Below are 14,882 nucleotides of genomic sequence, written 5' to 3' on the forward strand. Positions count from 1 at the left end.
AGCCTGCGCAACAGGTTTGCGCCCCGCGATTTCCACATGCTATGCTTTGGCATAAGAAAAACACGAGCAGCCCAATCCAGATGACGGCCCTGAAACAGTACCAGCGGATCGAAGCCACCGGTCTGTGGCGCTCCTCGCCCGATGAACAGCGGCGCGAGGTTGTGGTCTCAATCGGTAAGGCGACCCTGACGATCTCGGATTTCAATGACCGGGCGCTGACGCACTGGTCTCTGGCCGCATTGGAGCGTCAAAATCCGGGCAGTTTCCCCGCGATTTTCAACCCTGACGGCGACCCGGACGAAACGCTGGAGCTGGCCGAAAGCGAAAAGACCATGCTTGAGGCCATCGACCGACTGCAGCGCGCCATCGACCGCTCGCGCCCGCATCCCGGTCGGTTGCGCTGGTTCAGCGTCGCAGGCGTCGTCGCCGCTGTGCTGGCGGTGTTGCTGCTTTGGTTGCCCGGGGCACTGCAAAACCACGTGGTCTCGGTCGTGCCCGAGGTCAAACGGCAGGACATCGGCGATGAGATTCTGAAACGAATCGAGCGGGTCTCGGGGCGCGCTTGTGCCTCACGCGATGCGCAGGCCTCTTTGGACCGGCTGGCCAAGCGCACGGGCGTACGGCAGATCATCATCCTGCCCGCCGGGGTGCAGGACAGCCTCAGCCTGCCGGGCGGGACGGTCTTGTTGAACCGGGCCTTGGTCGAGGATCATGAAGACCCAGCTGTGGCCGCCGGCTATGTCATCGCCGAGCGCGCCCGTATCGATGCTCAAGACCCGTTGGATGATGTTCTGGACAGAACCGGCGCCTCCTCGGCCTTTCGCCTGCTGACGACCGGGGGCCTGACGCCCGAGATCGTCGACAGCTATACCGAGCAAGTCCTGTCTGAACCCCGTCCTTCTCTGACAGATGAGGCACTGCTGGCGGTTTTTGCACAGGCCGCCCTGCCCTCGACCCCATATGCCTATGCGCGGGATGTGACAGGGGAAACGGTTCTTGGCCTGATCGAGGCCGACCCAATGGCCGGGCGCACGTTGGAACAGGTGTTGCCGGACCGCGATTGGGTCCAGCTTCAAAACATCTGCAGCGAGTGATCAGGCTTATTTGGTGCCAAACATACGGTCGCCGGCATCGCCGAGACCGGGCATGATGTAACCTTTCGAGTTCAGCTCGCGATCCAGCGCGGCAGTGACGATATGCACGTCCGGGTGGGCCTCTTTCATGCGGGCAACCCCTTCTGGTGCCGCCAGCAGGCAGAGGAACAGGATCTCGGTCGCGCCCGCTTCTTTCAGCAGATCAATGGCTGCAGCCGAGCTGTTGCCGGTGGCCAGCATCGGATCCACGGCGATAACCAGCCGGTCTTTCAGGCCCTCTGGCGCTTTGAAGTAATACTGAACCGGCTTCAGCGTTTCTTCGTCGCGGTACAGCCCCACAAACCCGACACGGGCCGACGGGATCAGCTCCAGCACCCCGTCCAGCATCCCGTTCCCGGCGCGCAGGATCGAGACCAGCGCCAGTTTCTTACCGGCGAGAATGGGCGCGTCCATCTCCTCCATAGGAGTTTCGATATGGCGGGTGGTCAGCTTAAGCTCGCGGGTCACCTCATAGGCCAGCAACAGCGTGATTTCTCGCAGCAACTGACGGAATTCGGCGGTCGAGGTCCCCTTGTCCCGCATGAGCGTCAGTTTGTGCTGCACCAGCGGGTGGTCAACGACGGTCAGGTGTTCGCTCATATGTTCTCCAGTCTTTTCTTGACCCGCGCGCGGGTGTCTTCATCGCAAAAGGCGGCCTTCAGGGCCGTTTCATTTAGGGCTGCGAAGTCTTCGGCGCCCCAATCAAAGGCTGCCTGCAACATCTCATATTCACGCCGCATTGTGGTATGGAAAAATGGCGGGTCATCCGTTGAAACGGTGACTTTCGCCCCGGCGTCGCGCAACCGCGCAATCGGATGCGCGGCGAAATCGGGATAGAGCCCCAGAACCACGTTTGATCCCGGACAGACCTCAAGCGTGACATCCCGGTCGATCAGTTCATGCACCAGATCAGGGTCTTCAATGGCGCGAACGCCGTGGCCAAGACGCTCAACACCCAAGTCACGAACCGCGTCGCGCACGCTTTCTGGACCGCCAAACTCACCTGCATGGGTGGTCAGGCGCAAGCCGGCCTCGCGGGCGCAATCGAAGGCCCATTTGAAGTCGCCCTGAGTGCCGATGGATTCATTGCCGCCCATACCGAAACCGGTGATCCAATCGCCTGCGGTTTCCGCAGCGCAGCGGGCGCTGATCTTGGCCTGATCCGGGCCGAAATGGCGGACACAGGTGACCACGCCGCGCAGAGTGATGTCGAACTTGCGCTCGGCCTCATCGGCGGCGTCCTGAATGGCGTTCAGATAGTCGCGCCACGCGTGCAGATCGCCACCGCCGCAAAAATCGGGGCTAAGGAAGGTCTCTGAATACACCACCCCATTGGCTGCGCTTTCCTCAAGGATCGCCAGGGTCAGACGGCGGAAATCCTCGGGCGATTTGAGGACCTCACACGCGGCCTCATAGACGCTGAGGAAATGGGCGAAGTCGCGGAAGTCGTAGCTGCCATCGGGCTTGAAGATGCCGCTCAGATCGATGCGTTTTTCATGCGCCAGTTGCCGGATAAATGCGGGCGGCGCGGCACCCTCATGGTGTAGGTGCAATTCGATCTTCGGAAGGTCCGCGACACTCATAAAAAGCTCTTTCCCGGCCCTTGCGCCGGTACGTTCAGGTGATGGGCAACGCTGGCAGCGACATCGGCGAAATGGATTTGACCGAGCTGGCCTAAGCCTTGCCCGGCCACCAAGACCGGCACCTGTTCACGTGTGTGGTCGGTGCCGATCCAACTGGGGTCATTGCCGTGGTCCGCGGTCAATACCAACATGTCATCCGGACGCAACTTGGGTAGGATGGCTCCGATTTCCCGGTCAAACCACTCCAGCGCACGAGCATAGCCGCTGATATCGCGACGATGACCGTAGAGGCTGTCGAACTCGACGAAATTGGCAAAACTTAGACTGCCATCCTCGGCCTGATCCACCAGGTCGGACAGGTGCACCATCAATTCGACATCGGAGCCTTTGCGCAGCGTGTCGATGCCCTGCATCGAAAAGATGTCTCCGATTTTGCCAACGGCATGCACGCGGCGGCCTGCGTCCTGAACCCAGTTCGTCAGCACCGGCGCGGGCGGCAAGATGGCAAAGTCCTTGCGGTTCGTTGTGCGGGTGAACCCCGTGTCAGATGAGCCGACGAAGGGGCGCGCGATGACACGGCCCACCTTCATCTCATGCAAACGGGGCGCGAGTGTTCGGCACATCGCAAGCAGGTTATCGAGGCCAAAGCGCTCCTCATGCGCGGCGATCTGGAACACGCTGTCGGCGGACGTGTAGCAGATCGGCCAGCCGGTGCGCATATGCTCGGCCCCCAGCTCGGCAATGATGGCTGTTCCAGATGCGTGGCAATTGCCCAGAATACCCTCGGTCCCCGCAGCTTGCGCTGCTGCTCGACTCAGATCGGGAGGAAATGCGGGCTGTGTGTCGGGAAAATAGTGCCAGTCCCACGGCACCGGCAACCCCGCCAATTCCCAGTGGCCCGAGGGCGTATCCTTGCCAGGCGACAGCTCGCGCGCGCATCCCCACAGGCCAGTCGGTTGAGCCGCCAGCCCCGGCGTTGCGTCGCCCGAGGCCAGACGCGTCGCAGCACCCAAACCCAGCGCATCCAGATGGGGCAGCGCAAGCAAGCCGCTGCGCCCGTCCTCAGCCCGCCCCTCGGCACAGGCTTGCGCGATATGGGCCAGTGTGTTGGCCCCGGTGTCAGGCACATCCCCGTTGAAGAACGCGCCTGCATCAGGTGCTCCGCCGATACCGACCGAGTCCATCACGACGAGAAAGGCGCGGCTCATGCCGTGATCCTCTCATGCACCAGATCGGGCACGGCAACCGGAGTATCTCCGATCGTGATCGCCGCCAATACGCTCTGGGTCGCCTGAGCCGCCGCGTCCTCACGCGCCGCGTGAACAGCGGCCAATGGCGCGCCTTTGGTGATCCGCTCGCCCAGCCGTACCATGTTTGACAGACCCACCGCCGGGTCGATCACATCGCTTTCCACCTGACGTCCACCGCCAAGAGCCACCACTGCCAGCCCCAAAGCTTCGCCGTCAATGGCCGTGACGTATCCGTCACGCGAGGCTGCCACCTCGGTGATCACGCTGGCTTCGGGCAGGAACCTTGACCACGTATCAACAAATTGCACTGGGCCTCCAACGGCGGCCATCATCCGACCAAACCGTTCTGCGGCGCGGCCATCCCGGATAATCTCCGCAATTTTGGCGCGGCCCTGATCCATCGTTTCAGATATACCCGCATCCGCCAGCAGTACACCGCCCAATTCTGCAGAAATTTCGGCCAGAGTAGACGCTCCCCCTTCGGTCAGGACCTTCATGACCTCTGCCACCTCCAACGCGTTGCCCAACGCCGAGGCGAGTGGTTGGTTCATATCGGTAATAACGGCCGAGGTTCGGCAGCCGGCAGCGTTAGCAGTTGCGGTCAGCGCCTGAGCTAGCTCGTGCGCGTCTTCAATGGTTTTCATGAACGCACCGCTGCCGGTTTTAACATCCAGCACCAGCGCATCAGGACTTGCCGCCAGTTTCTTGGACAGGATCGAGGCCGTGATCAGATCGAGGCTTTCCACCGTCGCCGTCACATCCCGCACCGCATAGAGACGCTTGTCCGCAGGCGCGATCTGCCCCGTCGCGCCGACAATAGCGGCCCCTGTGTCGCGCAATACCTGCGCCAGACGCTCTTGCCCGATCTGCGTAGTGACGCCCGGAATCGCCTCAAGCTTGTCCAGCGTCCCTCCTGTATGGCCCAGCCCACGGCCCGAGATCATGGGCACATAGGCCCCACATTCAGCCAGAGCCGGAGCCAAGATCAGGCTGACGCAATCGCCAACACCGCCCGTAGAGTGTTTATCGATCACCGGGCCATCCAGATCCCAGCGCAACACGTCACCACTGTCTCGCATCGCGACGGTCAGGTCGGCACGACCCTGCGCACCCAGCCCGCCCATGCAGACGGCCATCGCAAAGGCCCCAGCCTGCGCGTCACTGACGCTGCCATCGGCCAGACCTTGGGCAAACCACGCAAGCTCTGGCCCGGTGGGTACTTCGCTGCGGCGAAGTTTGGCGATGATCGAACGGGCATCCATGCGGTCAGCTGTCCTGCATATGCGAGGCGTCAAATGCGCCGGGCAAAAGCTGTCCGATCGTGGTTTCCAACTCGGCGCCGTCGGTTGTCGCCAAGGTGACCTTTACATCCCACGCGCCAAACTCGGCCAGTTTCTGACGGCAGCCACCACAAGGCGGCACTGGTTGCGGGCTTTGAGCAACGACATAGACCTCAGCCAGCTCGGTCTCGCCCGAAGCGACCATGGCGGCAATTGCGCCCGCCTCGGCACAGGTGCCTTCGGGATAGGCCACGTTCTCCACGTTGCATCCCACATAGAGCGTACCCGATCCCGAGAGGATCGCCGCGCCTACCTTGAAGTTCGAATAAGGCGCATGGGCGTTTTCGCGGACCTTCAAGGCGGCATCTTTAAGCGACATGGCGATTCCCCATTTTTGATCAGTTGGTCAGAAATTTAGACCCTACCGGAAAACAAGGGGCGAATAGAAGCCCCACCGCGCATTTATTCCAGAACCGTCTTGAACACCCCCGGCAACGTCACCTCGAGCAGTTCAACATCGTCAGAGGGCTGCGACAAGCGTGTGCGCATCCCCGGTGGTATCACAAAGGCATCCCCCTGCTCCAGTTGATAGGGGTCACGGCCTTCGCCCTCCAGAGTGACTTCTCCGTTCGTGACGAAGGTGAAATGGATGTCAGTGTCGTGGCTGGCCCAGACCGGCTCGCCCTGCCCGCGCCGGACGACCTGAACACCGGCAACGCCCTTAGTGTTCTCAGCAATTGTGGTGTCGCGGCAGATATAACCCGGCAGTCGGAACGGCACCCAATCCGCATCTTTCGCCTGGTTGCAAACAAAGCGTTGCCCCTGCCATTCCCGGTCGGGGCGCAGATGCGGCGTCGGCAGTTCCATCTCGTGATCTATTTCGGTGACATGTTCGGCTGGCACGCCGATCTCGATCACCTGCACATTGTCCGAGGCCTCAAGCACGCGGTGGCGGATTTCCGGCGGTTGGATAAAGCAATCCCCGGCGGTCAGACGCAATTTGTCGCCCTGATCTTCGTAAACGACATCGACCCAGCCATGGATACAGAAGATCAGCTGGAACCCGACCTTATGGAAATGCACCATATCCGGCACGGGGCCACCATCGGGAATGCGGATATGGCTGGCAATGATCGACCCGCCCAAACGATCCGGCACCAGATCGCGATAATGCATCCCGGCCCGCCCGATGATCCACGGCGCCTGATCCTTGAGCCTGCGCACGACAAAGGAATGCACCGTTTCGGGCATCACTAGCGGGGGGTCGAGGTCCTCGATTTCGATACGTGTGCCGTTCGGAGCGACCAGAACCCGGTCGCCGTTGGCAAACGCCTCGGGGTTTTCGGTCAGAATGCGCAAGGTGCCGGGGGTTTCGGGCGCGTCCTTCTCGATCCGCACCCTTAGGCCATGGCCGGAAAACACGGCAGTTCGAGGATCGTCAGCAGGATAGATCATATCCATCTGCATCCCCAACACCTTGGTGTAGAATGGAATATCGTCGCGCAGCTCCTGCGTCGGCAAACGGATTTCAGCGCGGGTGTTCGCCGCGTGCGCTGTCTGGGTCATGCAAGCTCTCGTCAGTCGGTTCTTTCGGCCATCCGATCAGAACCGACGCCAGAATGCCAATCGAAAAATACATCTCGAGCGTTTCTTCCAGAACAAATAGCCGCGTCTTCATAACCGAGGACATCGTGGTCTCATACAGGCCCGAGATTTCTTCGAGCCCCTGCGCCACAACTGCGGCCACCCCGGCAAGCACAAAGATCGCAAGGAACGGCGCCTGAACTCTGACCGCCCGCCACGCGTTGGGAATGCCGTGCCAAAGCACACCCCCCAGCACGACGACCGCCAGGGCGACACGCACCAGCGTCATGTCCAGCAGACCGTCCAAGCCGCTTAGCACCCCGAATGGCACAGAGCCTTCGGCGTAAATATCCGCCTCAAGCTCACGCTCCGCCAGAAGCAGGCACCCCACGCCGATGTAAAGCCGCGCTAGCCCTCGATATTTGACCAAGGCCACTACCCCAGCCGTAAACAAGCCAGCCGCCGAGATCGTCTCGATCAATCCGCCTTCTTGGTTGAATACCTCAGCCTGCAACGGGAACAAGGCAATACACCCGAGGATCAGAGCCGCAACGCCGAGCGCAGCCCAGAACCAGAACCGGTCCACCCCAAAGCGGAAACGGGATGGTGGAAACACCTCGGAAGGTGTCATTTTGAGATCGTTGGGCATTTTGGTGTCTCAGAACAATTCGCAGGAGTTTGCGGTTTGTAAAAATTTTGCGACAATTAATCAAGGAAACGGTCGGGTTCTGCCAAGCGTCAGACGCGGCATAGCCAAGTCGAAAAAAATAGTTTAAGGCTAAATCAAATTTTGCAGGGGAGCTTTACCGCCGATGTCTGACACACCCAGCTTGCGGCAGGCCGCGCTTGACTATCACGCCCATCCCAAGCCTGGAAAGCTTGAAATCAAGGCCACTAAACCGATGGCAAACGGTCGGGATCTGGCCCGCGCCTATTCGCCCGGCGTGGCCGAGGCCAGTCTTGAGATCAAGGCCGACCCCTCGAATGCGGAACACTATACGGCGCGCGGCAATCTTGTGGCTGTGGTGTCGAACGGGACGGCTGTGCTGGGCCTGGGCAATATCGGTGCCCTCGCTTCGAAACCGGTGATGGAGGGCAAGGCCGTCCTGTTCAAGAAATTCGCCGGGATCGACTGCTTCGACATCGAGGTCGACCAGCCCGACCCTGAAAAACTGGCCGATGTCGTCTGCGCGCTAGAGCCGACCTTTGGCGCTATCAACCTTGAAGACATCAAAGCCCCCGATTGCTTCATCGTCGAAAAGCTATGTCGCGAGCGCATGAACATCCCCGTTTTTCACGACGACCAGCACGGAACCGCCATTGTTGTCGGGGCCGCGGCCCGCAATGCGCTGCACGTCGCTGGCAAGAAGTTCGAGGACATTAAAATCGTCTCGACCGGTGGCGGAGCGGCCGGGATCGCCTGCCTCAACATGCTGGTCAAACTTGGCGTCAAGCGCGAGAATATCTGGCTGTGCGATATTCACGGGCTGGTCTATGAGGGTCGCGCCGAGGATATGAATCCGCACAAAGATCAGTTCGCCCAGAAATCCGACCTACGCACCTTGGACGACGTGATTGGTGGGGCCGATCTGTTCCTGGGCCTAAGCGGTCCAAATGTTCTGACGCCCGAGATGGTCGAGAAAATGGCCGACCGCCCGATCATCTTCGCTCTGGCCAACCCGACGCCCGAAATCCTGCCCGAAGCCGCGCGTGAGGTCGCGCCTGATGCGATAATCGCGACCGGACGCAGCGATTTTCCCAATCAAGTCAATAACGTTCTATGTTTTCCATTCATCTTCCGGGGCGCATTGGATGTCGGCGCAACCGAGATCAATGACGAGATGCAGATTGCCTGCGTCGAAGGCATTGCCGAATTGGCCCGCGCCACCACAAGCGCCGAGGCCGCCGCTGCCTACAAGGGTGAGCAACTGACGTTTGGCCCGGACTACCTGATCCCTAAACCCTTTGATCCGCGCCTCGTGGGGATCGTGTCGTCCGCGGTTGCGAAGGCCGCAATGGACAGCGGCGTTGCCAAACGTCCGATCGACGACCTTGAGGCCTATAAGGAAAAGCTGAACCAGACCGTCTTCAAGTCCGCCCTGTTGATGCGTCCCGTGTTCGAGGCCGCCGCAGCCTCAAGCCGCCGGATTGTCTTCGCCGAGGGCGAAGACGAACGCGTATTGCGCGCCGCGCAAGCCATCCTTGAGGAAACGACCGAAACTCCGATCCTGATTGGCCGCCCCGAAGTGATCGAGGCCCGCTGTGAGCGTCTCGGCCTGGTCGTCCGTCCCGGCAAGGATCTGCAGATCGTGAACCCGGAAAACGATCCGCGCTACTACGACTATTGGAACTCGTACCACCAGATCATGCAGCGCCGTGGCGTCACACCCGATCTGGCCAAAGCGATAATGCGCACAAATTCCACAGCGATTGGCGCAATCATGGTTCACCGCGGCGAAGCCGACAGCATGATCTGCGGCACGTTCGGCGAATACCGCTGGCATTTGAATTACGTCGAACAGGTTCTGGGTACCCCTGACCTGCGCCCACACGGGGCATTGTCGTTGATGATTCTCGAAGACGGCCCTCTATTCATTGCCGACACTCATGTAAGGCAATTGCCAAATCCCGCAGAACTTGCTGAAATCACCCTGGGCGCAGCCCGCCACGTGCGGCGTTTCGGGCTTGAGCCGAAGATTGCCTTTTGCTCGCAGTCGCAATTCGGCAACCAGGCCGAAGGCTCGGGCAAGCGACTGCGTGAGGCAATTGCCATTCTGGACAGCGAACCACGCGACTTCACCTATGAAGGCGAGATGAACCTGGACACGGCCCTCAACCCAGAACTGCGCGAACGTATTTTCCCCGCCTCACGCCTTGAAGGTGCCGCGAATGTCCTGATCTTCGCGCATGCAGATGCCGCAAGCGGCGTGCGCAACGTTTTGAAGATGAAAGCCGACGGAATCGAAGTAGGCCCGATCCTGATGGGCATGGGCAACAAGGCACATATCGTGACACCTTCGATCACCTCAAGGGGGCTGCTGAACATGGCAGCAATCGCGGGCACGCCCGTAACCCACTACGGCTAGAGCGGGTGGATCAACGCCAGACATCCTGTGGGTGTCTGGCTGTCCGACTCAACCAATACCCTTTGCACTCATAAATTTGCAGGTTTGCAAAATCATATTTTCAACCTGCTAAATTCCATAAAATCTTGAGGTTTGCAAAAATTTGCAGGCTTTTTTTGGCCATCCTGCAAATATTTTGCGATAAACTGACGCGCCGTCACTCGCGCCGCTTGCCCACTGCCCTATCGCTGCCTAACAACAATTGCAGTGATTTTGGGAGGAGGGCCTGATGGCATATCAAGACGTTTACGATGGCTGGAAAAACGACCCCGAGGCGTTCTGGATGGATGCCGCCAAAGGCATTGATTGGGTCTCGGCCCCCAGCAAAGCCCTGTTTGCCGACAACGCCCCTCTGTACGAATGGTTCAGCGACGCGCAGGTCAATACCTGCTGGAATGCAGTCGACCGCCACGTGGAAAACGGGCGCGGAGAACAGACAGCCGTAATTTATGACAGCCCGATCACCCATACCAAGCGCGAAATCTCGTATGTCGAGTTGCGGAACCGAGTAGCAACGCTGGCTGGTGCGCTGCGCGCCAAAGGCGTTGAAAAAGGCGACCGTGTCATCATCTACATGCCGATGATCCCCGAAGCGCTCGAAGCGATGCTGGCCTGTGCCCGTCTGGGCGCGGTGCATTCGGTGGTGTTCGGCGGCTTTGCCAGCAACGAACTGGCTGTGCGGATCGACGATGCCAAACCCAAGGCCATCATCGCCGCCTCCTGCGGGTTGGAGCCTGGTCGCGTGGTTCACTATAAACCTCTGCTGGACGGCGCCATCGACCTAGCCAGCCACAAGCCCGAGTTCTGCGTCATCTTCCAGCGCGAACAGGAAGTGGCACAACTGATCGAAGGGCGCGACTACAACTGGCATGGCTTCCAATACGGCGTCGAACCTGCCGAATGCGTGCCGGTCGCGGGCAATGATCCAGCCTATATCCTTTACACCTCGGGCACCACGGGAGCGCCTAAAGGCGTTGTGCGTCCGACCGCCGGGCATCTGGTGGCGCTGCACTGGTCGATGAAGAATATCTACAATGTCGATCCGGGTGATGTGTTCTGGGCCGCATCGGATGTGGGTTGGGTCGTTGGGCACTCCTACATCTGCTACGCCCCGCTGATCCACGGCAACACCACCATCGTGTTCGAGGGCAAACCCGTTGGCACACCCGACGCGGGCACCTTCTGGAGGGTGATCTCCGAACACAACGTGCGCAGTTTCTTCACCGCCCCCACCGCGATCCGTGCCGTCAAGCGTGAAGACCCCAAGGGTGAGCTGATTGGGAAATACGACCTGTCCGGTCTGCGCGCCATGTATCTCGCAGGTGAACGCGCCGACCCCGATACGATCACCTGGGCGCAGAATGCGCTGAACGTTCCGATCATCGACCACTGGTGGCAGACCGAGACCGGTTGGGCCATTGCAGGCAACCCGCTGGGAATCGAGGAACTTCCGGTCAAGCTGGGGTCTCCGGCCAAGCCGATGCCGGGTTATGACGTTCAGATCCTCGACGAAGGCGGCCATCCGCTGAAACCGGGTGAGCTGGGCGCGATTGCGGTCAAGCTGCCGCTGCCTCCGGGCACTTTGCCAACGCTGTGGAACGCAGAAGAGCGGTTCAAAAGCTCGTACCTGAACCATTTCCCCGGCTATTATGAAACCGGCGATGCGGGCATGATCGACGAGGATGGTTACCTCTATATCATGGCGCGCACCGATGACGTGATCAACGTTGCGGGCCACCGACTGTCGACCGGCGGGATGGAGGAGGTCTTGGCCGCCCATCCTGACGTCGCCGAATGTGCCGTGATCGGCGTTTCCGACCAGTTGAAAGGCCAGATGCCGGTGGGTTTCCTGTGCCTGAATACCGGTGCCGACCGCGACCATGCCGAGGTTTCGAACGAAGTCGTCAAGATGGTCCGAGACAAAATCGGCCCTGTGGCTGCATTTAAACTGGCCGTGGTGGTGGACCGCCTGCCCAAGACCCGCTCGGGCAAGATCCTGCGGGGCACCATGGTTTCGATTGCCGATGGCAAAGAGTACAAGATGCCCGCGACCATCGACGATCCCGCCATCTTGGACGAGATCAAGGACGCGTTGCAGACAATTGGCTACGCTCAGTAGCGCGGCCCCCCTCTTGCAACCTGAAATAGGCCCCTTACTGTCTTTCTAAGACAGTGAGGGCCCATGACTCAAAGCAAAATCTGGCAACTCAGCGCCACTGAGCTGACCACCCTGACCCGCAACGGTGACCTGAGTGCCGAGGACGCCGTTGCATCCTCCATCTCTCGCATGAATGCCGTCAATCCCGATCTGAATGCTGTGGTCGAGGATCTGAGCCAGCAGGCCTTGCAACGCGCGCGCGCCTTGGATCAAGCACGGGCAGCAGGGGCACCGACCGGACCGCTGCACGGGGTGCCGATAACCATCAAGATCAATGTCGATCAAAAGGGCCACGCGACGACAAACGGGGTCGTGGCGCTGAAAGATGTTATCGCCCCTGATGACGCGCCTGTTGTATCAAACCTTCAGAATGCCGGGGCAATCGTTATTGGCCGGACCAACACGCCCGAGTTTTCCTTCCGCGCCGACACCGATAATCCGCTTTATGGGCGCACGCATAACCCTTGGGGGCGTCATATCTCAGCCGGAGGGTCGTCGGGCGGTGCCGGGGCGGCCGTCATGGCCGGGATTGGCGCTTTGGCGCATGGAAACGACATTGGCGGAAGCCTCAGGTTTCCGGCTGCCGCCAACGGGGCGGTGACAGTCAAACCCGGCCTTGGTCGCGTCCCCGCCTGGAACCCCAGCCAAACGGCCGAGCGCGGAATACTCGCCCAATCCATGTCCGTTCAGGGCCTGATCACGCGATCCGCAGCCGACCTGTCCCTGTCGATGCCCAGCCTGATCGCCCCAGACCCGCGCGACCCGTTTCATGTCCCTTTGCCCTGGCGGGGTGAGGCAGCGGACGCCCCGATCAAAGTGGCCTTTACCAAAAACACGTTCGGATACGCCCTTCACCCAGAGGTCGAAAAGGCGCTGGACACTGCGCGCGACGCGCTGGTCGATGCGGGCTATCAGGTCGACGAGGTCGATCCCCCTGATGTCTTCGAATGCGGTCGCATCGGATACCGCACTTTGATGGGCGAGGTTCTGACCCTCCTGAAATCCGATATCCAAGCGGTCGGTTCCCAAACCATCCAAGATATCTTCGAGGTTTATTTTCAGGAATTCCCGCCTATCGTCGAGACTGAACTGCTGCGCATGCTCGCCAAACGCAGCCACTATGCCCGTGAATGGTCCCTCTTCCTTGAAGACTACCCCCTCGTCCTGTCGCCGTTCCTGCCTCAACCCTTTTTCAAGCCGGACCGAGACACCGAAGGGGCTGAGGGCGTGCATGAGGTTCTGGGCTGCGCGGTCTATTCCTATGCGATGAACTTCCTTGGCCTGCCTGCCGCCTGCGTTCCGTCAAGACTGGCAGAATTGCCCAACGGCCTACAGCCCATCAATGTTCAGATCGCAGCGCGTCGTTGGCGTGAAGATCTGGCAGTCGATGCGGCGGCGGCGATCGAGGCGCGGGTCGGGCAGATGTGCAAACCTCTTTGGGAGCGGATGACCCGCTCCGACTGACCCCCCCCAAAAAAAATCGACCCCGGGTTTTTGTGCCCGGGGTCCGCTTGCTTAAATATGCCTGGATTTCAGATAACGAGCGTGGCACCACCCACCCTCGCCAGCGCAAAAAATGCGCAAGTATGTCGAAAACGCTGTTTGGTGGCCACTCACTCCCACCTAAGCGTGTTCTCCAGGCAAGATCACATTACCTATTGCACGCTCACCGGCATGTGAACTTGTTCACACAAGGAAAAAATTTTTTTCAAAACTGAGGAAATTCTAAGTGAATTGTTCAGAAATCAGGCGCTCTTCAAGGCCATGTCCGGGGTCGAAAAGAATGCGATGGGTGATTTCGGATTCCGAGCAGATTTCGACCCAATCAATGTCAGGAAAGGAAATAGAATCGGCATCGGCCATCACCGGGCGTTTGTCGGCATCCAGCACGTCTATGCGAACTGTTGCGGTTTTAGGCAGCAGGGCCCCGCGCCACCGACGGGGTCGAAATGCAGCAATCGCGGTCAGGGCCAACACATCCGCCCCGATCGGCAAAATCGGACCATGGGCCGAATAGTTATACGCTGTCGATCCCGCAGGCGTAGACAGAAGCGCGCCGTCACAGACAAGCTCTCCCATCCTTTCGCGGCCATCGACGCTGATCTTCAGACGCGCCGCTTGCGGACCTGCACGCAGCAAAGACACCTCGTTGATCGCCAGCGCCTCATGCAGTTTCCCGGATTGATCCATGGCGCGCATGGCCAGAGGATTGATGACCTCCACCTCGGCGTCATCGAGACGTTCTAAGAGGTCGGTATCAGAATAGGTATTCATCAAGAACCCGATGGTTCCGCGGTTCATCCCATATACCGGCGCATCGAGGTGCTGCATGTTCTTGAGCGTGCGCAGCATGAACCCATCGCCACCCAGCGCCACCACCACATCCGCATCGCGTGGCGCGGCGTTTCCGTATTTGGCAACCAGGACCTCGCGGGCTGATTGCGCGACATCAGCCTCGCTTGCGAGAAAAGCGATTCTCTTTTTCATTTTTTCCGGTTTCCGGTGCTGCACATTTGGTTCCGAAACAAACATACCTTTCCCCAATAGGCCAGAGTTGACGCCCACGCGGCGCAATTCGTCGCTTTAAAGCTGTTGCCTCGGCAGGGTTTCCGATAGGAAATCCGCAAGCAATACCCCAGACATGTGGAGCTATCATGAACGCCAATCTCCGTGACACAGGTTTTTTCACCCAGTCTTTGTCGGACCGTGATCCTGAGCTATTTGGCTCGATCACGTCCGAGCTGGGCCGTCAGCGCGACGAGATCGAGC

The 14,882-nt window shown here is 59.9% G+C and carries 12 protein-coding genes; 4 read left to right on the plus strand and 8 right to left on the minus strand.

What is annotated here, in order from left to right:
- The first annotated feature begins 80 nt into the window (after positions 1–80).
- The gene (locus ACR0I8_RS03575; RefSeq protein ID WP_170374266.1) at positions 81–1,094 is read left to right on the plus strand and encodes a hypothetical protein; all 1,014 of its coding nucleotides are present in this window, start codon (positions 81–83) and stop codon (positions 1,092–1,094) included.
- Positions 1,095–1,100: 6 nt separating this feature from the next.
- Here the strand turns inward: ACR0I8_RS03575 and upp are convergent, their stop codons facing one another.
- From upp to ACR0I8_RS03610, 7 genes are all read right to left on the minus strand, one after another.
- Positions 1,101–1,733, minus strand: a complete 633-nt coding sequence (gene upp / locus ACR0I8_RS03580) for a uracil phosphoribosyltransferase (RefSeq protein WP_170374268.1) — start codon at positions 1,731–1,733, stop codon at positions 1,101–1,103.
- Positions 1,730–2,716: an adenosine deaminase gene (locus ACR0I8_RS03585; RefSeq protein ID WP_170374270.1), complete on the minus strand. Its 987-nt coding sequence runs from the start codon at positions 2,714–2,716 to the stop codon at positions 1,730–1,732. Before ACR0I8_RS03585 ends, upp begins: the two co-directional genes overlap by 4 nt.
- Positions 2,713–3,924: a phosphopentomutase gene (locus ACR0I8_RS03590; protein ID WP_170688966.1), complete on the minus strand. Its 1,212-nt coding sequence runs from the start codon at positions 3,922–3,924 to the stop codon at positions 2,713–2,715. The genes ACR0I8_RS03585 and ACR0I8_RS03590 overlap by 4 nt, the downstream gene beginning before the upstream one ends.
- Positions 3,921–5,228 (minus strand): thymidine phosphorylase, encoded by a 1,308-nt coding sequence (locus ACR0I8_RS03595; RefSeq protein WP_170688967.1) that lies wholly within the window; start codon positions 5,226–5,228, stop codon positions 3,921–3,923. Before ACR0I8_RS03595 ends, ACR0I8_RS03590 begins: the two co-directional genes overlap by 4 nt.
- 4 nt (positions 5,229–5,232) lie before the next feature.
- Positions 5,233–5,625 (minus strand): cytidine deaminase, encoded by a 393-nt coding sequence (locus ACR0I8_RS03600; RefSeq protein ID WP_170374276.1) that lies wholly within the window; start codon positions 5,623–5,625, stop codon positions 5,233–5,235.
- 83 nt (positions 5,626–5,708) lie between these two features.
- The gene (locus ACR0I8_RS03605) at positions 5,709–6,812 is read right to left on the minus strand and encodes a cupin domain-containing protein (RefSeq protein ID WP_170688968.1); all 1,104 of its coding nucleotides are present in this window, start codon (positions 6,810–6,812) and stop codon (positions 5,709–5,711) included.
- Positions 6,775–7,479, minus strand: coding sequence for a hypothetical protein (locus ACR0I8_RS03610; RefSeq protein WP_170688969.1), 705 nt, complete (start codon positions 7,477–7,479; stop codon positions 6,775–6,777). The genes ACR0I8_RS03605 and ACR0I8_RS03610 overlap by 38 nt, the downstream gene beginning before the upstream one ends.
- 163 nt (positions 7,480–7,642) lie before the next feature.
- On the opposite strand from ACR0I8_RS03610, the gene ACR0I8_RS03615 reads away from it, so the two are divergent.
- The 3 genes from ACR0I8_RS03615 (at position 7,643) to ACR0I8_RS03625 (ending at position 13,577) form a co-directional block, all read left to right on the plus strand.
- Positions 7,643–9,916 (plus strand): NADP-dependent malic enzyme, encoded by a 2,274-nt coding sequence (locus ACR0I8_RS03615; RefSeq protein ID WP_170688970.1) that lies wholly within the window; start codon positions 7,643–7,645, stop codon positions 9,914–9,916.
- Positions 9,917–10,184: 268 nt separating this feature from the next.
- On the plus strand, positions 10,185–12,074 hold the full coding sequence (gene prpE, locus ACR0I8_RS03620) for a propionate-CoA ligase PrpE (RefSeq protein ID WP_170688971.1): 1,890 nt from the start codon (positions 10,185–10,187) through the stop codon (positions 12,072–12,074).
- Between the two features lie 63 nt (positions 12,075–12,137).
- Positions 12,138–13,577, plus strand: a complete 1,440-nt coding sequence (locus ACR0I8_RS03625; RefSeq protein ID WP_170688972.1) for an amidase family protein — start codon at positions 12,138–12,140, stop codon at positions 13,575–13,577.
- Between the two features lie 261 nt (positions 13,578–13,838).
- Here the strand turns inward: ACR0I8_RS03625 and ACR0I8_RS03630 are convergent, their stop codons facing one another.
- Positions 13,839–14,645 carry an NAD kinase gene (locus ACR0I8_RS03630; protein ID WP_170465611.1) on the minus strand — a complete coding sequence of 269 codons (807 nt, stop codon included), beginning with the start codon at positions 14,643–14,645 and terminating at the stop codon, positions 13,839–13,841.
- Positions 14,646–14,882 lie beyond the last annotated feature (237 nt).

The sequence above is a fragment of the Ruegeria sp. BG9 genome, from assembly GCF_056538305.1.